This is a genomic window from Hyphomonas adhaerens MHS-3 (assembly GCF_000685235.1).
GTDB classification, from domain to species: Bacteria; Pseudomonadota; Alphaproteobacteria; order Caulobacterales; family Hyphomonadaceae; genus Hyphomonas; species Hyphomonas adhaerens.
On record NZ_ARYH01000001.1, the window covers coordinates 1,509,357 to 1,528,144 of the forward strand.

An 18,788-nucleotide genomic window follows, 5' to 3' on the forward strand; every position below is an offset into this window, starting at 1 on the left:
CCGTCAGAGCAGCCTGTCTTCTGCGATCGTTACAGAGTGATCGCGGGTCTTGTAGAGAACGATGTCGGCCCGCTGTTTCAGCGGGCCGATGTTCTCCCGCAGGTTTGGCAGGTTGATCCGCTCCCAGACAGATTGTACGAATTCCAGGAGCTCCGGCTCTGACATGTGCAGGAAGTTCGCATAGAAGGATGCCGGGTCTTCCCGCGCGGCGTTCCACAGGCGCAGGAAGCGTTCCAGGAACCAGGCAAGCAGGTCGTCTTCGCTGGCATCCAGATATATCAGCAGGTCCGGCTCGTGCGTTTCGCGCGGGGGCGGCGACAAGGGCCGGAAGCCGAGCCCTTCCAGGATCAGCACATCCGGCCGGGCAATGACGCGCGTCAGGGCCGGGTCCACATCGTAGGTGACGTGACTATAGGTGGGGAACGCCGCCTCACCTGTTCGAATGGCGCTCAGGGCATTGCCGAGCGCGTGATGGTCATAGGTTTCCGGGAAACCCTTGCGAAGCGTCAGGTCACGCTCGGTCAGCACGCTGTTGGGGAACAGGAAGCCGTCGGTCGAAACGGTTTCGACGTCCAGCGTATCATCCAGCACACCGGCAAGTGCCGCGGCAAGGGTTGTCTTGCCGGAGGCAACGGAGCCGGTGAGCCCGGCGATCAGGCCGGCCCGTTCCGATTGCAGTTCAGAGAGGCGGGCGGCCAGGGCGTGAATGCCGTCCCCATCGGTGTTCTGCGTTCCTGCTGTCATTCCGGTCCATTCTGATAATTGCGAAACGCTTGCGAACCTACACAGTTCGCTTCGCCTTGTCCTCCGCATTTGCGCCCTCAATGGCGTCGCGGGCGGCGGCCCATTGCTCGTCGCTCCATGCAGCCAGGGCGCTGAAATTTCCGCCGGATGCATTGTACATGGCCCCATCGATCGCGATGGTCTGGCCGTTGATGTATTCGCAGCCGGGCGCCATCAGCAGGACGGCAAGATTGACCAGTTCGTGCATCTCGCCGACGCGGTCCATCGGGTTGGCGACGCCGCGCTCCATGCTGCTTTCGCCCGAGTCCGGTGACAGGCGCGCCCAGGCGCCCTTGGTCGGGAAGGGGCCCGGGGCAATCGCATTGAAGCGCAGGCCATACCGGCCCCATTCGACGGCGAGGGATTGCGTCATCGTATTCACAGCGGCCTTCGACATCGCCGAAGGTACGACGAACGGTCCGCCATTCCACACCCAGGTCGTGAGAATGGAGCAGACATTGCCTTTGTGCTTCTGGTCGATCCAGCGCTTGCCGATGTCGTGCGTCATGTAGAAGGAGCCGCGGAAGACGATGTTGGAAATCGCATCGAAGCCGCGAATGGAGAGGTCTTCCGTGCGCGAGATGAAATTGCCGGCGGCATTGTTCATCAGGCCGGTGAGCGGGCCGTGCTTGGCCCAGATTTCGTCATTCATGTCTGTGATGGCCTCGGCGACGCGGATATCGCAGGCATGCGGCACGACCTTGCCGCCATGCCTGTCCATCAGTTCCTTCGCGGTTTCCTCGCACACGCCGCCACGCCGGCCACAGATGTGAACCTCGGCGCCGAGTTTCAGGAAACCTTCGGCCATTTCTTTCCCAAGGCCGGTGCCACCGCCTGTGATCAGAATACGTTCGTCCTTCATCAGGCCGTCGCGAAACATGAGTTTGGATGTGTCCATGATGTCCTCCCGGGATCTCTTCTTGTTTTGGAGGGATCATAGGACAGGCAGGCAAGCTGACCAGCCCAAATCGGGGCGCCAGCACGAACACTTCGCCTGCTATTTGCGGAACGGCAGGCTGATCAGGCGCCAGAGGACCCAGAGCGGGACAACGATTGTGGCCCCCGCGAGGGCGGGTTTCCAGAAATTGCGGACTGCCCAGCCTGCTGCCGCCAGCGTCTGCTTCGCAATTGCGGCCAGTGCGGCCGGAATGTTCGCATCCTGAGCGGCCGGATTGAAGTTCGCGGCCATGACAAAGAAGCCCACCAGAATGCACAGCCCGGTCAGTTTCACGCCGCCCCAGAAGCTGATGCCGAACAGGCGCCGCAGAAGCGGGCGTTTCGGCGGCTTACCGGTCTTGTCCGGCGGCCCAGCGGGCGGTTCCGGGGGATCGACGGGAGGTGTGTCAGTCATCGTCCGGTGGAGTCATCGGTGGACGCGCCGCGGCCGTATCACCGGTATCGCTGCCGGGGGCCTTGTACGGAACATAGACCACATGCTGGAACGGGATCGTCACGCCGTTTGCATCGAAGGCCTCTTTCACCGCCTTGGTGATATCTGCGCGGACATTGACGAATTCCGGCGTGGCAACGAAGGCGCGCAAGCGCACCTGAACGCTGGAGGCAGCCAGCGCGTGAATTCCGACCCAGGTTTCGTCATCTGACAGGATACGCGGGTGCGCGTCGGCCACTTCCCGGACCAGACGCAAGGCGAGGTCCATATTGTCATCGTAGGAAATATCGAAATAGAGATCGAGCCGCCGCCGTGTCTGGCGGGTGTGGTTGATCAGCGGTTCCGCCCACACACTGTCATTGGTGATGGAGACCACCTTGTTGTCGATCTGCTTTACCTGCGTGAGGAAAGGCGTGACGTCGATCACTTCGCCGTCGAGCCCTGCAACGGTGACATAGTCGCCGATCCGGAAAGGCCTGAAAACAGCCAGCATGATGCCCGCAGCGACGGCTTTCAGCGTGTCCTGCAGGGCGAGGCCGATGGCAAGGCCGGCAGCGCCAAGCAGCGCGGCGAGCGATGCCGTTGGAAAGCCAAGTTGCGTCAGCGCAAAGACGATCGCGACGGCGAAGATCAGGTATTTGAACAGCGAGGCCGCAAAGGCGAACAGCGTGTCGTCCGCCCCGGAGCGCCGGTGAGCCTTCCGCCCGAACCGCCGCAATGACCGGGCGACGCCATTGGCGATGATAACCGCCACCACGAGGATCGCGACGGCCCCGACCGCGCCGGGGCCGCGCTGCTCCACCATGGCTTCCCAGTCATACCCGGCCAGGCCGAGTGGGATGGGACTGAGCAGGATCAGGGCGAACATGCGGGTGACCGACGCGGCGAGGTCCCAGTTCGATCCCTCGAACTCCTTGTCCTTGGAAATCGACCTCTTGCCGATCAGCAGGACGAGGCGCCGCAGAAGGCTGGCAACGATCCAGACGACCACGACCGACAGGAGCACCAGCCCCCATCGTTCGGCATAAGGTTCAGCCGCTGCGGCCCATGGCGGCCAGCCTGTGGTGTCTATCTGAAGCATCATCCGAATCTTGTGTCACGCAGTGTGAGGCGCTTCAACTGACTTCAGCTGACCTCCCGCGTGATATTGACCTGATGCGGATACGGAATGGAGATCCCGGCAGCGTCGAGGGCTTCCTTGACGGTTCTGGTCAGGGTCCAGCGGACTTCCCAGTAATCTGACGTTTTCACCCATGGGCGGGCGATAATGTCCACCGAGCTGGCGCCCAGCGTGTTGACGCGGACCACCGGTGCCGGATCTGCCAGGACACGGTCATCGGCCTTCACCGCCCGTTCGATCACTTCCATCGCATTCTCCAGGCCATCGCCATAATCCACGCTGAAGACGAGATCGACACGGCGGGTCGGGTAACCGGCATAATTCCGGATCACGCCGGAAATCGCCTGGCTGTTGGGAACGATGATCTGAACATTGTCGGGGGAGGCGAGGATGGTCTGGAACAGGTTGATGTCCTTTACCGTACCGCCTTCGCCGGCAAGTTCGACATATTGGCCGACACTGTAGGGACGGAAGAGCATGACCATGATGCCCGATGCGATGTTTCCGAGGGCGCCCTGCAGCGACAGGCCAATGGCCAGAGTCATGGCACCGAGGATGGCGACAAAGCTGGTGGCCTGAACGCCGAACAGTTGCAACGCGGCAATGATTGTCGCCGCCGTCAGCAACCAGCGCGTGATGGACGCGAAGAAGCTTCCCAACGTGTTGTCGATATCGTCGCGTTTGAGGGCCTGCTTGCGCACAAGCGATGCCACCCAACCGGAAACCCGCAGACCGGCAATCAGCACAATGAAGGCACCGACGGCCTTCAGGGCATATCCGGCAAGCATCGGCCAATGTTCGGCCAGCTGTGCTTCCCAGTCGATATTGTTCAGAAATTCCATGTCGTACTCCGTAGTGAATTCAGGCGGGGACAGTGGTTCCGTCTGCGCCGCGCAACAAGCGCAGGCAGAGGACCAGGCTGCCGGACACACCGGTCATGATGGCGAGCCACGTCATTCCCGTCACCGTCCAGTTATTGGCGATGACCCCCATCAGGCCCCATGCCAGGGCCGCAAAGAACCATAGGCTGCGGCTGATGTAACGGGCAAAAACCCATGAACCAAACGCAATAGTTCCCAAAGAGATCCATAGCATCTGCCATGGAAGGTCCGTCGGCCCATAGCTCGTGAGGTTACGAATCAGCAGAGGCACAGAGATCCCGATTGCGACAAGGATCCAACCCGAAAGCAGTCCGGTTGCGGCATCGGCGACGAGTTTTTTCATGCTTCCGCCCATCCCGCGCATCCGGTCAAACCGCGCTGCGGCAGTCCATGACAAGGCGGCAATGGGAAACAGGAGCAGAAAGTCGACGGGCTGGCGCGCGATGAGTTGTGCGCTCAACATCCACACAATATTGGCGCCGCCTGCCAAAGCGAGGGGTTTGCCGACGCGCAACATCCATGGCTCACATTGGCGCCATGCGGCGAAGGCAAAGGCAATATATGCCCCAAAAATAAGGCTCCAGATCGAAAAGTAGGCGGGAAGCGGTTGTTCCGGTGCCTGTATTCCGCGCGTTGCCTCGCCGATGGGTGTGCCAATTCCAAGGACCGGCGCCAGCGCACCAGACAGCGGCTGAAGGATTCCGAGTGCGATCAGGATCAGGGGAAGACGTGATTTCATGGACACTGTGTGGCAGGGTTCGTGTGTGAAGAAAATTGCGCCGAACTGAAAAAAAGCAAGGCAGGCGGGCATTTTTACGCTATTCGCCTGCCGACTCATTTGAGTCGGAATAGAGGAATTTGCTCATGGCAAAGAAACCTGTGGCCAAGAAGGCCGCTGCGAAACCCGCCGCCAAAGCGGCAACGACCACTCGTCGGACTGCTGCTGCCAAGCCAGCTGCAAAACCGGCCGCAAAGCCGGCTACACGCACAGCTGCGAAACCGGCTGCACGTGCGGCTGCGGCTCCGAAGAAGGTCGTTACCGTCACCCTGCGCCAGCTGGCTGCTGAACTGGCCGAAGCGCATGGCATGACGAAAAAGCAAACTGAAGCCGTTCTGGGCGATCTGGTCTCCATGACCACGAAGCGCCTGAAGAAGGGCGAAAAAGTCCGTTTCACGGGCCTTGGCACGATGGAAGTGCGCAAGCGTCCGGCCCGCATGGGCCGCAACCCGGCAACCGGCGAAGCCATCAAGATCAAGGCTTCCAAGAAAGTTGCGTTCCGCGTTGCGAAGGAACTCAAGGAATCCGTCTGATAACAGACGAATTTCCAGATATACTAAAGGCCGGGCGTCTCAGGCGCCCGGCCTTTTCTTATTCGGGTAACATGGCTTCCAGCGTTTCCAGCCGGTCTGCTTCTTCTGCGGGCTTGTCCCAGCGGATCCGGTTGATGCGGGGGAACCGCATGGCGACGCCGGATTTGTGGCGGGCAGACCGCTGCAAGCCCTCGAAGGCGACTTCCAGCACAATCTCCGGCGTGACGGAGCGCACGGGGCCGAAGCGCTCGACCGTGTTTTCACGGACGAATTTGTCGAGCGCTTTCAATTCCTCATCGGTGAAGCCGAAATAGGCCTTTCCGACAGGCGTCAGTGTCTCGCCGTTCCACACACCGAACGTGTAATCGGAATAGTAGCCTGAACGCTTGCCGTGCCCGCGCTGGGCGTAAAGCATGACGGCGTCGATCAGGAACGGGTCACGCTTCCATTTGTACCAAAGGCCCGCCGGGCGCCCGGCGACATAGGCGCTGTCCCAGCGCTTCAGCATCAGGCCTTCGATTTCCGGGGCGGGCGGGTTCATGCGGAGCGCATCAAGATCCTGCAGGCTGGTCACAGGCACCAACGGAGACAGATCAAGCTGCGCCGTTCCGTGTTGCGCAAGGAAGGTTTCGAGCGCGGTGCGCCGATCCCGGAAGGGCAAGGCGCGCAGGTCAGCCTCTCCATCGTGCAGAAGGTCATAGGCACGGATGAAGGCAGGGTGCGTTTGCATCTGCCGTTTGGTGACGGTCTTCCGGTTCAGCCGCTGTTGCAGCGCATTGAACGGCGCGACGCCTTCGCCGTCTTCCGCGCGGATCAGCAGTTCGCCGTCCAGCGTGCCCTGGAAATTCAGGCCGGCCAGGACATCCGGGAATGTGTGGGAGATATCGTCGCCCGTGCGGGTGTACAGGCGCCGGACTGTGCCCTCAACGGAGGCCTGTATGCGGACCCCGTCATATTTCCACTCTGCGGCAAAGCTGCCCGGCGTAATGAGAGACGGGTCCACCGCGTCCGGAGTCTCCCTGTCTGCCTTCGGGATCAGCGGGTGAGCCAGCATCACCGGCCTGAATGGTGCGTCAATGTCCGGTGACGGACGGCTTGTCTTGCCTTCCAGCCAGGCGAACAGCGTTTCGTAAGGCACGGCAAGGCCGTGCCAGATCTCCTCGATGTCCTTGATGTCGACGCTGCCAAAGTCTGCCAGCGCGATTTTCGCCATGCGGGCCGATACGCCGATGCGCAGCCCGCCCATGATCAGTTTCAGCAGGGCCCACCGGCCGGTGGCATCCAGTCCATCCAGCCAGCCCGCAACAAGGCGCGGCGCTTCGGCCCGTGTCGTGTCCTGCAGGGTTTCGACGATTTCGGACAGCGGCGGCGTCCGGTTTGCACCACGCGTCTCCTGCCAGACGAGGCTGACTGTGTCGGCGAGGTCTCCGACATAATCGTACGACATGTTGAACAGGACGGGGTCCATGCGCTCTTCGGCAAGGGCGCGGACGGCGGCGGGCTTTATGCTTTTCAGGTCCAGTTCGCCGGTGAGCGCGGCGAGGGCATAACCCCGGTCAGGGTCCGGCGCGGTGCCAAAATATCCGGTCAGCAGGCGCAGCTTGCCATTCCGCGACGGCGTCAGCAGCAGGCGTTCCAGCAGGTCGGCAAAAGCTTGCATGTGCAGATACATAGGGCCAAATGCGATGCATAACAGCGCCGGATGCCCCGGCGCGTGATAAAATCAACGCATCCAGAGGAAACGCCACATGACGCTGAAGCTCCACCACCTCAACGCCTCCCGGTCGCAGCGGATCGTCTGGTTGCTTGCCGAACTCGGCGTGCCGCACGAGATCGTGCACTACAAGCGCAATGAAGAGACCAACCTCGCGCCGCCGGATCTGCTGCAGATCCACCCGATGGGAAAGTCGCCCTTGCTGGAGGATGGGGATGTCGTCATCGCCGAGACGGGCGCCATCGCGGAATACCTCATGGGCCGGTATGACACGGATTACAGCCTGCACCCGCGCCCCAGTTCTCCGGAATTTCCGCGATATCTTGAGTGGGTCCACGCCGCCGAAGGTGCTGTGTTCCTTCCAGGCTTGCTGCAGGTCTATTTTGCCCGGGTCGACATGACCGGCAATCCTGCGCAGGCCATGATGGCGGCCGAGCGCGAGAAGGCGGCGGCGACGATCGAAGCGCACCTGTCGAAATATCCGTACTTCGCAGGCGAACGGTTCACTGCGGCAGACTGCCTGATGGGCTTCCAGATCCTGATGTCGAACGCGCAGGGCGGTCTGGAAAACCGGCCCGCCACCAAGGCATGGTTCGAAAAGATGCAGGCCCGTCCGGGCTGGCAGAAGATGATGGAAGTCGGAATCTAGACAGGACTCGTCCGGCTTCCGGAGGCTGAAACCGGAAGCCGGGAATCCGGTTATCTACTCTTCGTCGCCCATGTCGTCCTCCAAGGTAACAGCCCCTTCGAAAATATGGGTGAGGTCTGTCATTTCCGCCAGAGCCTCCGTCACGAATTTTACGCGGCGGGCATCGAGTGAGCCGGAACAGCCTGTGTCATAGTCGATCCGCTGGCCTGTCTCGCCTCGGCCAAGATGGATGTAATAGACTTGGCCGCGCTTCAGGTATTGCGGGCACAGGGCCGGATTGTCCTTGGTGATGTCCAGCACGCTGTCCGTGTCGTCAAAGCCCTGGTCTTCGAATGCCGCTTGGACCGAGGCATAAAGATCCCCCGGGGCGATGCCGGAATAGGCGCCATCTTCGGCTGTGCGCTGCCAGTAATTGTCCGGGTCCAGCAGAACATTCACGACCGGGCATCCGCCTGCCTCGCAGTCCATTATGGCGATGCTGATCGAGTGCGGGCCGCCGGTCGGCAATTCGTAGGCTGCTGCCGGCTGTGCGGGCAGGGAGGCGTAGCGGCCGGCCTCGTCCGCATTGCGGCTGGCGCACGCCGCGAGGGCAAAGCCTGCGGCCAGCAGAACGGCGGCGCGCATCACCGGCACGCCTCTTCATCGCTGTCGCACAGGGTCATCACATCACTAAGCCAGCCGGTGTAGCCCTGCAGGTTTGTGTAGCGGCCATTATAGTCTCCGGCGCAGAACTGGCCGGTCTCCCGGTTCTGTTCGACGACGGACAGAATGCCGATGGCGGTCTTCGAACCGTCCGCTTCGGTCACATAGAGCGGGCCGCCGCTGTCACCCACACAGGGGCCAGCCCCCGCCTGGCTGGCGACATAGATCGTCGCCGGGCCCGTGCCGGTGATACGGATGCTTGCGGACAGCAGGCTGTTCGACAGTTTCCCGCCGAAATGTGTCAGGCCCCAGCCAGCCATGTCGGCGGTGGGGTAATTTGCAGGCGCCAGCGGTTTGTCGGTTGCGCCATACCGGGCCACCGGGACATCTCCGAGGGCCTCGACTTCCTCATCGGACAGGCGGATCAGGGCGAGATCATTGGCATAGCCGTTCGCTGTGCCCGCATACCCGCCATGGCAGATGGCGAGTTCGCCTTCCGTTGTGTGGGCAAGGGGCGAGCGCAGGTTTTCGGCCGTGCCGATGATGCGCAGCTGATCGAAGGGTTCGTCCACGCAATGGGCTGCTGTCGCCAGCCAGTGGTCCGCGATGCGCACGGCGCCGCAATGGCCCGTGGCGATCATGCCGCCCTCGGCGGGCTTCACCGGCTCCAGTTTCACGATGCCGGGGAAATTGGCGAGGCTGGCGGCGAGGGCGTTGACCGCTTCTGCGCCGACGGCGGCGTCTTCTGTCTGCGTGGCGCCAGCGACCGCGCCGACCGTCGGGGTCGGCGGGGCATCGGCCGGCAGGCCGCACGGTACGGCATTCAGTTCGGCCAGCGTCAGTCCGGAGGATTCGATTCCGGCCGTGTCGAGATCGCTCGCCTCGGGCGCGGGGGTGGCTGTCTCGTCGATAAGGCTTTCCGGAGAGACGCGCACGTCATCCGGCGCCAGCGGCGCAACCGCGTCGCGGTCGACGGTGGGTGTTTCCCCCATGTCTGCAGCATCTGTTTCAGGTTCCGCCGCCAGCACCTGCGAATCGCTTTGGGTCATGCCGGTGGCGGGTGCGGCAGCGGCCGTTTCCTGGCCAGAGGGATTGATCCCCGGCAGGCGGACTGCATCGCAGGCGGGCAGGGCTGTCAGCGCCATCAGCGCAGCCCCGGCAAGCAGGTGGCGTTTCATTCTGAAATCCCCTTCTGGAACACCGTAGAACGCAGTTAATGCCGGTGCCGCGTGCGGGGTCAACCAGCCTCTTCTTCGTAACCCACCAGACGCAGTGGCCGGGCGCGGCGTCCTTCCAGCATGGCCCAGCGCACAAGCGCGTCTTCCCGGCCATAAGTGACCCAGAGTTCGTCGGGGTTCACCTCCCGCACGGTATCGGTCAGCTCGTCCCAATCGGCATGGTCGGAAATGATCAGCGGCAGCTCAACGCCGCTGGCCTTCGCCCGCTGGCGCACGCTCATCCAGCCGGACGCAAAGCCGATCAGCGGGTCCGGGAAGCGCTGCGCCCAGGTCCCTTCGAAAGAACCCGGCGGGGCGATCACGACCTGTCCGCGAAAGGCTTCCCGCGCGGCTTTGGATGTATCGTCCATCGTCGCCGGGCGCAGGTCGCCCATGGGCACCCCGGCGTCTTCATAGACCGCGCAGAGCTTTTCCAGCGCGCCGTGGATATAGATCGGTGCGTCATGCCCGGCGAGACGCAGGTGGCGGATCATCCGCTGCGCCTTGCCGAGGGAATAGGCGCCGACACAGTGCGTGCGGTCCGGGAAATCCGCGATGTTGCGCAGGAGTTTCGCCATCTCGTGTTCGGTGGGTGGATGGCGGAACACGGGCAGGCCGAAGGTCGCTTCGGAGATGAAGATATGGGTCCCGTCCACCGGCTCGAAACGGGCGCAGGTCGGGTCGAAGCGGCGCTTGTAGTCGCCCGTGAAGGTCATCCGCAGGCCCTTGTACTCCACCGTGATCTGGGCAGAGCCGAGAATGTGCCCGGCAGGCGTCAGCCAGACCGAGACGCCATTGATGTCGATCACTTCGCCATATTCCACCGCCTGCGTGGACTTCGCGAAATTCTCGCCATAACGCGCCGCCATGATGGCCAGCGTGTGCGGATGGGAGAGCACGGCGCCGTGGCCGCCGCGGGCGTGATCGGAGTGGCCGTGACTGATGACGGCCCGCTCCACCGCGCCGCGTACGGGGTCCAGATAGAAATCTCCCGGCGGGCAATACAGGCCCTTCGGCGTCGGCTGCAGAAGGAGGTCCGGGCGGAGCATGGTGTCAATGTAGCTGCCAGAAACCGGCAGGGAAGGCAGGTTCCGCTTTGTTTATGCGGGGGCGGAAACACCTCTCCCTGAATTTTCAAGGATTTTTCCTGATCCGAACTGACTTGCCACACTTGCGACACGAAAACCTGCGCATAGACTTCGCCCGGTGTTGAGGGAGTTTTTTGATATGCAGCCATCCCGTTCCGTTTTTGCCTCCGCCATCGCGCTGGCCCTGATGGCGCTGCCATCCCTGGCCCAGGAAGGCGGGAATTCGGCCTTGATGGATAAGTCGCTGGCCGCAGGCTGGAAAGCGAGCTTCGTTTGTTCCGACACGTTCGTGGCGGGCATGGATCTCAATACCCTCGAAGACAATGATCTGGACGGCATCTACACGGACTACCGCCGGGCCTATGACCAGCTGCCGGAAGCCCGCATCGACCTCAGCGAGCAAACCGTGAGCGTGCTCTACGACCCGTCCATGCCGCCGCGCATTGCCGCCTACCGGCCGGGCTTCGGCTGTACCCAGCTGCCTGCCGGCGCCGACGAGACCATGATCGGCTACCTGCCGCGCTTTGCCGCCTGGCCGGACGTGACGGGGGAGGACCGGGGCAGCGCCATCGGCTCCAACGTACAGGTCAGCCTGCGGACCGAAGAGGCCGAGCGCCTCGATATCCCGGTCTCCTTCGCGTTCGACGAGCGCACCTATGGCAATGGCACGCGCACCAGCGCCGTGGTCGTCGTCAAGGACGGCCAGATCGTGGCCGAGCGGTATGCCCGCGGGATTGATCACGAGACACCGCAGCGCACCTGGTCTGCCGCCAAGTCGATTACCGCCACCGTGATCGGCGCCGCGCGCCGTCAGGGCATGGTCGACATCGACTACCCGGCGGTGCTGGACGCATGGGAGTCCGGCGCCGATCCGCGGCGCAAGATCACCCTCCGGAACCTGCTGAACATGGCGAGCGGCCTGGACAGCGGCGAAACCGGTTCACGCACCGACCGGCTGTATTTCGGCGGCGGGCGCGTAGTGGACCAGGCTGCCTCCAAAGTGCTGGAAGCGATGCCCGGCAAACGCTTCAAATATGCCAATGACGACACGCTGATCGCCATGCGGGCCCTGCGCGAGGCAATCGGCGATGACAGCAAGTTCCACAGCTTCCCGTACGAGTCCGTGCTGCACAAGATCGGCGCGCGCCACACGACGATGGAAGTGGACTGGAATGGCGATTTCATCTCGTCCAGCCAGGTCTGGTCGACGGCGCGCGACCTTGCCCGTGTGGGCCAGCTCTACCTGCAGGACGGCATGTGGGGCAGCGAGCGGATCCTGCCGGAAGGCTGGGTCGATTTCGTCCGCACGCCGGCCCCGGCCCAGCCTGCCAGCGGCGCAGGCTATGGCGCGCAGTTCTGGCTGATGAACAATGCGCCGGGGGTCCCGGCCGATGCGTTCTACATGGCCGGCAATCGCGGCCAGTATGTCGTCATCGTGCCCAGCATGAATGCGATTGTCGTGCGCCGCGGCTTCGATGTGATCGGCGGGGCCCGATTCGACATCAACAGCTTCACGCGCGATGTGCTGCTCGCCCTGCAGGCCGCAGCAGACGAGCGGGCGGCGATCACCGCCCAGCGTGACGCCGCCGAGGCAGAAATCGAAGCCGAGATCGACCGCCGCCGCGCCCGCAGCGAAAAGGCCATTCAGGCGATCCGCGAAGAGATTTTCGCCAAGTACGGCCTCACCGAATAAGGGCGGAAAAGCGACTAGCGCTGGCCGAGGGCCGTGTCCGCTGACGTGCCGGGCAGGGCGACCAGATTGGTCACCTCGCGCCGCTCGGACTGGCTGAAGGCCTGCATCATTGCATTGCCGCTGACGTCCAGCGCCAGGTCCTGCACATAGGTGCGTCCATCCGGGGCGCGGCCGCAATTCGCTGTCATGCTGAAGCTGTCGATCCTGGCGACCATGGCCGGTTTGAACGGTTTTTCGGCGAACATTTCAAAGGCGAGAATGGCGGGCTTTTCCTTGGAAACCGTCACCCGGCCGGTGAGGTGTTTGTAGACCTTGGCGGTCTCCTTGTCCTCACCGGGCAGGGGCGTGAAGCTGTAGACAGCGGCGTCGCCGGATTCGGAAATCATCTTCGCGTCGGCAGGAATGTTCTGATTGAAATTGTTGCACCAGATCTTGTCGCCGGACGTGTTCTCTTTCAGCTCGGCGTAGCGCTCGGCAGCCTTGCCTTCCAGCGTGTCGGCTGCCGGGGAAATCAGCGTCAGATGTTCGCCTTCCGGCCGGGACGGGTCGACCTGCGCCTCCGCTTTCAGGTCATTGTCCTCGATTTTCAGGTCAAACCGGTAGGTCGGTCCCTCGGTCGGAGCGGCAAGGGCCGCTTCCAGCGGCGTTTCGGCGAAGGCCGGAAAGGCCAGCAGCGGCAGGGCGATCAGAGACAGGCGGGGCAGACAGGCAGGGCGCATCGGGTTTCCATCAGTTGGAGGAGACGCGCTCACCTTGCCGGAAAGTGACTGGAAAAAAACCCGCAAATGCCGTGTCTTGCGGTAGTTTAATCTGAAGCCATGCCAGACAGCGCCCATCCTCCCGCATTTACCTTGCCCGAGCCCTTTGCAGGCTGGTTCGGCGCGCGCGGCTGGTCGGCGCGCCCGCACCAGCTGGCGCTTGCGGGCGCTTCCCTCGCCGGGGAGAGCGCGCTGCTGATCGCCCCGACCGGCGGCGGCAAGACGCTGGCAGGCTTCCTGGGCAGCCTGATCGAACTCAGCCGGGAAAAGCCAAAAAAGAACTCCGGCATCCCGGCGCTGCACACGCTCTACATCTCGCCGCTGAAGGCGCTGGCGACGGATGTGCAGCGCAATCTGATGATGCCGGTCGAGGAAATGGGCCTCGGCCTGCGCATCGAAACGCGCACGGGCGACACGCCGAGCCATGTGCGCCAGCGCCAGCGCAAGACCCCGCCGGACGTGCTGCTGACGACGCCGGAACAACTCGCCCTGTTTATCGCGTCGGACCATGCGAAAGAGTTCTTCGCGGACCTCAAATGCGTGATCGTGGACGAGATCCACGCCATCGCCGCCTCGAAACGTGGGGACCTCTTGTCCCTTGGCCTAGCGACGCTGGCGAGCTGGGCGCCGGCCTGCCGCTTCCTCGGCCTGTCCGCCACCGTACGTGACCCGCAGGGCCTTGCCGACTGGCTGGATGTGCGTGGCGACGGCAAGGGTGTGCGCATCCTGCAGGCCGAAGGCGGCGTTTCAGCGGACGTCGACATCCTCATTTCGAACAAGCGCATTCCGTGGTCCGGTCATTCCGGGCGCTTCGCCGTGCCGGAGGTGTATGAAGCCATCAAAAAGGCGACGATGACGCTGGTCTTCGTCAACACGCGCAGCCAGGCGGAGCTGATGTTCCAGGAGCTGTGGAAAGTGAACGAGGACGGCCTGCCGATCGCGCTGCACCACGGCTCCCTGTCGCGGGAGCAGCGCACCAAGGTCGAGGCGGCCATGGCGGTGGGCGTGCTGAAAGCCGTCGTCTGTACCTCGACGCTGGATCTCGGCATCGACTGGGGGGAGGTGGACCTCGTCATCCAGATGGGCGCGCCCAAGGGCGCCGCGCGCCTGATCCAGCGCATCGGCCGGGCGAACCACAGAATGGACGAGGCCAGCCGTGCCGTGCTGGTGCCGACCAACCGGTTCGAAGTGCTGGAATGCCGCGCGGCAGAGGCCGCCGTGGAAGCCGGAGAGATCGACGGCGAGGGTCTGCGCACCGGCGCGCTGGACGTGCTGGCCCAGCATGTCATGGGCCGTGCCTGCGGCGACGGGTTCGACCTCGCCGAGCTCTACGACGAGATCGTCCGTGCCGGGCCGTATCAGGATCTGGACTGGGAAGCCTTTGAAAGGATTGTCGATTTTGTCGCCACTGGCGGCTATGCCCTGAAGACCTATGACCGCTATCACCGCATCGTGCGCCGGCCGGACGGGCGCTGGGTGGCGCGCACGCCGCGGGATGCGCAGGCGCACCGGATGAATGTCGGTGCCATCGTCGAGGCGCCCATGCTGTCGGTGCGGATGGCGAGCTTCATCGGCAAACCGAAACCGGGGGAGCAGCGCGCCGTGCGCGCCGGCTACAAGCTGGGCGAGATGGAAGAATACTTCCTGTCCCAGCTGACGCCCGGCGACACATTCCTGTTTGGCGGCGAAGTGCTGCGCCTTGTCGGCATTGAGGGGCTGGACGCGCTGGTCGTGCGGGCCACCGGCGACCGGCCCGCCATCCCCAGCTATAATGGCGGCAAGTTCCCGCTGACGACCTTCCTGGCCGACCGCGTACGGCACATGATCCACAACCCTGACGAATGGCGCCACCTGCCGCAACCAGTCCAGGAATGGTTCGAGATCCAGCGCCTGCGCTCGGAGATCCCCCCGCCGGATCACCTCCTGGTCGAGACCTTCCCGCGCGGCGACCGGCACTATCTTGTCACCTATCCCTTCGAGGGGCGGCTGGCGCACCAGACGCTGGGCATGCTGCTGACCCGGCGGCTGGAGCGGATGGGCGCCAAACCGACCGGATTTGTGGCCAGCGAATACGCCATGGCCGTCTGGGGCATGGAAGACTTGAGCCCTGTAAACATGGAAGAATTATTCCATCCGGACATGCTGGGCGACGACCTCGAAGCCTGGCTGGACGAAAGCGCCCTGATGAAGCGCACCTTCGGCCAGTGCGCGCAAATCTCCGGCCTGATCCACCGCAATCTGCCCGGCAAGGAGAAGAACTCCAGGCAGGTCAGCTTCTCCACCGACCTCATCTATGACGTGCTGCGCAGCCATGAGCCGGATCACGTCCTGCTGCAGGCGGCGCGGCAGGATGCGGCGACAGGCCTGCTGGATGTGCGGCGGCTGGGCGAAATGCTCCTGAGAATTCAAGGCAAGATCGACCATGTGCCGCTGGAACGGATCAGCCCTTTCGCCGTGCCTGTCATGCTCGAAATCGGCAAGGAGCCCGTCTTCGGCGCCAGCGTTCAGGACGCGATCCTCAGCGAGGCGGAAGACACGCTGGTGCGCGACGCCATGCGCATCGACTGAGGGGCGGCAAGGTGTTGGATAGGGCGCCCCGCAGACCCTCACAAACACCGTCTATGGACCGTCTATAGACCTTCTATAGCGGGCCTTCTTCCGCCCGCCGCATTCCGAAATTGACCCGCCCGGCGGGGCAGGCCAGACTTCCCCCATGACCGCAGCCCTCGCAAACCGGCGTGAAGAGACCTTCCTGCATCTTGCGGGCGAGCTGCTCGTGCCGCTGCCGGAGGGCGGCCTCTGGTGGCCGGAGCAGCGCCTTCTGGTCGTCTCGGACCTGCACCTTGAGAAAGGCAGCGCCTATGCCGCGCGCGGCCAGATGCTGCCGCCCTATGACACGGGCGCAACGCTCGCCGTGGTCGAGCGGCTCTCGGCGCAGCTGATGCCGCAGACCATTATTTCCCTCGGCGACAGCTTCCATGACCGCGCGGCCGAGCTGCGCCTGCCGGAAGCCTATGCGGAACGCATCCGCGCGCTGACCTCCGCCCATGACTGGATCTGGGTGGAAGGCAATCACGACCCCGACCCGCCGGCCCATCTCGGCGGCCGCGCGGAAAAGACTGTGCGCCTCGGCCCGCTCGTCTTCCGGCACGAGCCGGAAGGGGAGGCAGGCGAAGTCTCCGGCCACCTCCACCCCGTGGCCAAGGTAAAAGGCCGTGGACGGAATGTCCGCCGCCGCTGCTTCGCCAGCGACGGCGCCCGCCTCGTCATGCCCGCCCTGGGCGCCTTCACCGGCGGCCTCAACGTGCTGGACGAGGCGTTTGGGAAAGTGTTCCCGGAGGGGCTGACGGCGTTTGCGCTCGGCGAAGGGAAAGTGTTTGTGCTGTCAGGCGGGAGTTTGCTCGGGGATGTCCCGCGCGGGGCGCAGTGGAAGTTGTAATCGGGCCACCGCGCTCCGATATGGCATGTGCAGACAATTTTTTCAAAGGAAGGAGTTCGGAATGCCACTTCCAGGACATGTGAGTCGGAACGGCTGGGGGGTCGTCCGTATGGCGCCTTGGCACCTAGCTGGTGTCTATGACACACGAGAAGAGGCGGAGAAGGTCGCAGCGCGTCTCGGTTCAGACTATGAGATCCACTTTGGCGAACAGAAGGTTGGCTCGGATGATTTTATTTGGAGTGGGGAATCAAGTGAGTAGGGTGAGTTGAGCGAAGCGATATCAACCCTACGAGTGCGTCACGCAAATTCCAATTCCACCTTGCGCTAATCAGTGGTTGACCGCGCAACAACCGATCAGCAAGTGAGCAAACGGGTTCAGGAGTTCCGGATGTCGGACGACGCGTTACAGGATATTCTTGATCAACTTGAAGCGCTCCCAATGCGGAAGCATGCTACTGAGCTTGGCATGATTTCAATACTCTGGTCGCGACTGGAACTTCAACTTGATATTCTTCTTTTGGGGTTGATGCAGCTCAGAGAGCCGGAAGCGGCAAGTATTATTTTAGGTAGTATGGACCTCAAAAACAAAATATCTGCGATTCTTGCCATGGGGTTCGTTCGAAAACCTAATGACCGTTGGTACTCGGATTTAAAAAAGCTTCTCGATGAGATCAACACAGACCTGAGGAATAAACGCAATCGCTATATGCACGATTATTGGCTTGGCAGCGAAGATAAAGTGTTCAGGCTCAACATGGCGCCCAAAGTTAAGCGCCCTCAGTCTCGTGAATTCGCTATCGAATATCACAAAGCAGAAGAAACAGCGATCGGAACATTAAAGGCTTTCCAAATCCAGTTGCTTGCGGCCGCAGGAAAGATCATGTCGTTGATCTCAGAAGCAAAGTTGCCATACGAGTTGAATGAGCCGCCTAGTGACCCGCCCGAAACGAAATGAGCTTGCATTTGGCGTCACCAACGTTGATGAGCGCCACTAGGACAATATTCCTTCCTCGCTTGACCGTAGGCAAATAATCCCGCCGCGCCAGCTTCCGCGAAAACAGCGGAGTGTGGCCTCATGCGGCATCGGGATGTCCAGCGCGCCGGGTAGGGCGGGACGATGCGCCGCGTGACGGGTGGGGGAGATTGTCGTAATCGGTTTCCTGCATGCTTCGTCAGGGAAACGCCAGATGCCGAAATTTACCGTTGCCGCCGTACAGGCCGGGTCAAAGCTGTTTGACACGCCTGCCACGATCGCCCTCTTTGCCGACAAGCTGAAAGAGGCGGCGAAGACCGGCGCCGACCTCGCAGTGTTTCCGGAGGCGTTCATCGGCGGCTATCCGAAGGGGATCGATTTCGGCGTGCGCGTCGGCATGCGCCAGCCGGAAGGGCGGGAGCAGTTCCGCCAGTATTTCGATGGCGCCATCGAACGGACCTCGCCGCAGATGGCGGACATACAGGCGCTGGTCAAAGAGGCGCAGATCAATACCGTGCTCGGACTAATCGAGCGGGACGGCGGAACGCTCTATTGTTCCAGCGTGGCGATGGGGCGGGACGGAGAGATCCTGTCCTGGCACCGCAAGCTGATGCCGACGGCGATGGAAAAAGTCATCTGGGGGCAGGGGGACGGATCGACCATGAAGGTCGCGAAGTCCGACATGGGTGTGCTGTCCATGGCCATCTGCTGGGAAAACTACATGCCGCTGTTCCGCTCGCATCTCTACGATCAGGGGACGCAGGTGCATTGCGTGTCGACCGTGGATGACCGCGATGTCTGGCTGCCGACAATGCAGACGATTGCGCTGGAGGGCCGGTGCTTCGTCGTCAGTGCCTGCCAGTACATGACGGTCGGTGATGTGCGCGCCGATTGGTTCGAGCCGGTCCAGGGCACGGCGCCGGACACGGTTCTGATCCGGGGCGGCAGCTGTATCATCTCGCCCATGGGGGAGGTGCTGGCGGCGCCTGTGTTCAATGAAAGCACAATCGTCTCGGCCGAGATCGACCTCGACGATATCAAGCGGGCGAAATTCGATCTGGATATCAGCGGCCATTACAGCCGCCCGGACGTGTTCCGCCTGTCGGTTGACACCGCGCCGCAAAGATAAG

General features: G+C 62.7%; 17 protein-coding genes and 1 pseudogene. 7 read left to right on the top strand and 11 right to left on the bottom strand.

The window, feature by feature from the left end:
- Window positions 1-3: 3 nt before the first annotated feature.
- The 6 genes from HAD_RS07460 to HAD_RS07485 all read right to left on the bottom strand — a co-directional run bounded on the left by HAD_RS07460 (window position 4) and on the right by HAD_RS07485 (window position 4,985).
- Window positions 4-744, bottom strand: coding sequence for a nucleoside/nucleotide kinase family protein (locus tag HAD_RS07460; protein WP_051596012.1), 741 nt, complete (start codon window positions 742-744; stop codon window positions 4-6).
- A gap of 37 nt (window positions 745-781) precedes the next feature.
- Window positions 782-1,681, bottom strand: a complete 900-nt coding sequence (locus tag HAD_RS07465; protein ID WP_035570273.1) for an SDR family oxidoreductase — start codon at window positions 1,679-1,681, stop codon at window positions 782-784.
- A gap of 99 nt (window positions 1,682-1,780) precedes the next feature.
- Window positions 1,781-2,134 (bottom strand): hypothetical protein, encoded by a 354-nt coding sequence (locus tag HAD_RS07470; protein ID WP_035570275.1) that lies wholly within the window; start codon window positions 2,132-2,134, stop codon window positions 1,781-1,783.
- Window positions 2,127-3,254 carry a mechanosensitive ion channel family protein gene (locus HAD_RS07475; protein WP_162177480.1) on the bottom strand — a complete coding sequence of 376 codons (1,128 nt, stop codon included), beginning with the start codon at window positions 3,252-3,254 and terminating at the stop codon, window positions 2,127-2,129. The genes HAD_RS07470 and HAD_RS07475 overlap by 8 nt, the downstream gene beginning before the upstream one ends.
- A 44-nt stretch (window positions 3,255-3,298) precedes the next feature.
- A complete protein-coding gene (locus HAD_RS07480; protein ID WP_035570276.1) occupies window positions 3,299-4,135 on the bottom strand; it encodes a mechanosensitive ion channel family protein in 837 nt (278 codons plus the stop codon).
- A gap of 19 nt (window positions 4,136-4,154) precedes the next feature.
- Complete coding sequence (locus tag HAD_RS07485; RefSeq protein ID WP_035570277.1) at window positions 4,155-4,985, bottom strand: hypothetical protein; 831 nt, start codon at window positions 4,983-4,985, stop codon at window positions 4,155-4,157.
- 182 nt (window positions 4,986-5,167) lie between these two features.
- Between HAD_RS07485 and HAD_RS18355 the strand changes: the two are divergent.
- Window positions 5,168-5,485, top strand: a pseudogene (locus HAD_RS18355) (HU family DNA-binding protein); the annotation flags it as partial.
- A 58-nt stretch (window positions 5,486-5,543) separates the two neighbouring features.
- Here HAD_RS18355 and HAD_RS07495 read toward each other — a convergent pair.
- Complete coding sequence (locus HAD_RS07495; protein ID WP_035571847.1) at window positions 5,544-7,145, bottom strand: cisplatin damage response ATP-dependent DNA ligase; 1,602 nt, start codon at window positions 7,143-7,145, stop codon at window positions 5,544-5,546.
- An 88-nt stretch (window positions 7,146-7,233) separates the two neighbouring features.
- Here HAD_RS07495 and HAD_RS07500 point away from each other — a divergent pair, with 88 nt between their 5' ends.
- Window positions 7,234-7,848 carry a glutathione S-transferase family protein gene (locus tag HAD_RS07500; RefSeq protein WP_035570278.1) on the top strand — a complete coding sequence of 205 codons (615 nt, stop codon included), beginning with the start codon at window positions 7,234-7,236 and terminating at the stop codon, window positions 7,846-7,848.
- 54 nt (window positions 7,849-7,902) lie between these two features.
- Here the strand turns inward: HAD_RS07500 and HAD_RS07505 are convergent, their stop codons facing one another.
- From HAD_RS07505 to HAD_RS07515, 3 genes are read right to left on the bottom strand one after another with little or no spacing between them, the layout of a single operon-like run.
- A complete protein-coding gene (locus HAD_RS07505) occupies window positions 7,903-8,472 on the bottom strand; it encodes a hypothetical protein (protein WP_035570279.1) in 570 nt (189 codons plus the stop codon).
- Window positions 8,472-9,668 (bottom strand): S1 family peptidase, encoded by a 1,197-nt coding sequence (locus HAD_RS07510; protein WP_051596014.1) that lies wholly within the window; start codon window positions 9,666-9,668, stop codon window positions 8,472-8,474. The genes HAD_RS07505 and HAD_RS07510 overlap by 1 nt, the downstream gene beginning before the upstream one ends.
- 59 nt (window positions 9,669-9,727) lie before the next feature.
- Window positions 9,728-10,756 carry a ligase-associated DNA damage response exonuclease gene (locus HAD_RS07515; RefSeq protein WP_035570280.1) on the bottom strand — a complete coding sequence of 343 codons (1,029 nt, stop codon included), beginning with the start codon at window positions 10,754-10,756 and terminating at the stop codon, window positions 9,728-9,730.
- Window positions 10,757-10,934: 178 nt separating this feature from the next.
- Between HAD_RS07515 and HAD_RS07520 the strand changes: the two genes are divergently transcribed.
- On the top strand, window positions 10,935-12,488 hold the full coding sequence (locus tag HAD_RS07520) for a serine hydrolase domain-containing protein (protein WP_084331821.1): 1,554 nt from the start codon (window positions 10,935-10,937) through the stop codon (window positions 12,486-12,488).
- A 14-nt stretch (window positions 12,489-12,502) separates the two neighbouring features.
- On the opposite strand, the gene HAD_RS07525 is transcribed toward HAD_RS07520, so the two are convergent.
- The gene (locus HAD_RS07525) at window positions 12,503-13,207 is read right to left on the bottom strand and encodes a hypothetical protein (RefSeq protein WP_035570282.1); all 705 of its coding nucleotides are present in this window, start codon (window positions 13,205-13,207) and stop codon (window positions 12,503-12,505) included.
- A 99-nt stretch (window positions 13,208-13,306) separates the two neighbouring features.
- On the opposite strand from HAD_RS07525, the gene HAD_RS07530 reads away from it, so the two are divergent.
- The 4 genes from HAD_RS07530 to HAD_RS07545 all read left to right on the top strand — a co-directional run bounded on the left by HAD_RS07530 (window position 13,307) and on the right by HAD_RS07545 (window position 18,787).
- Complete coding sequence (locus HAD_RS07530) at window positions 13,307-15,814, top strand: ligase-associated DNA damage response DEXH box helicase (RefSeq protein ID WP_035570283.1); 2,508 nt, start codon at window positions 13,307-13,309, stop codon at window positions 15,812-15,814.
- Window positions 15,815-15,959: 145 nt separating this feature from the next.
- Window positions 15,960-16,685 carry a ligase-associated DNA damage response endonuclease PdeM gene (gene pdeM, locus HAD_RS07535; protein ID WP_035570284.1) on the top strand — a complete coding sequence of 242 codons (726 nt, stop codon included), beginning with the start codon at window positions 15,960-15,962 and terminating at the stop codon, window positions 16,683-16,685.
- Between the two features lie 388 nt (window positions 16,686-17,073).
- Complete coding sequence (locus tag HAD_RS07540; protein ID WP_035570286.1) at window positions 17,074-17,640, top strand: hypothetical protein; 567 nt, start codon at window positions 17,074-17,076, stop codon at window positions 17,638-17,640.
- Between the two features lie 232 nt (window positions 17,641-17,872).
- Complete coding sequence (locus HAD_RS07545) at window positions 17,873-18,787, top strand: carbon-nitrogen hydrolase family protein (RefSeq protein ID WP_035570287.1); 915 nt, start codon at window positions 17,873-17,875, stop codon at window positions 18,785-18,787.
- Window position 18,788: the final 1 nt, after the last annotated feature.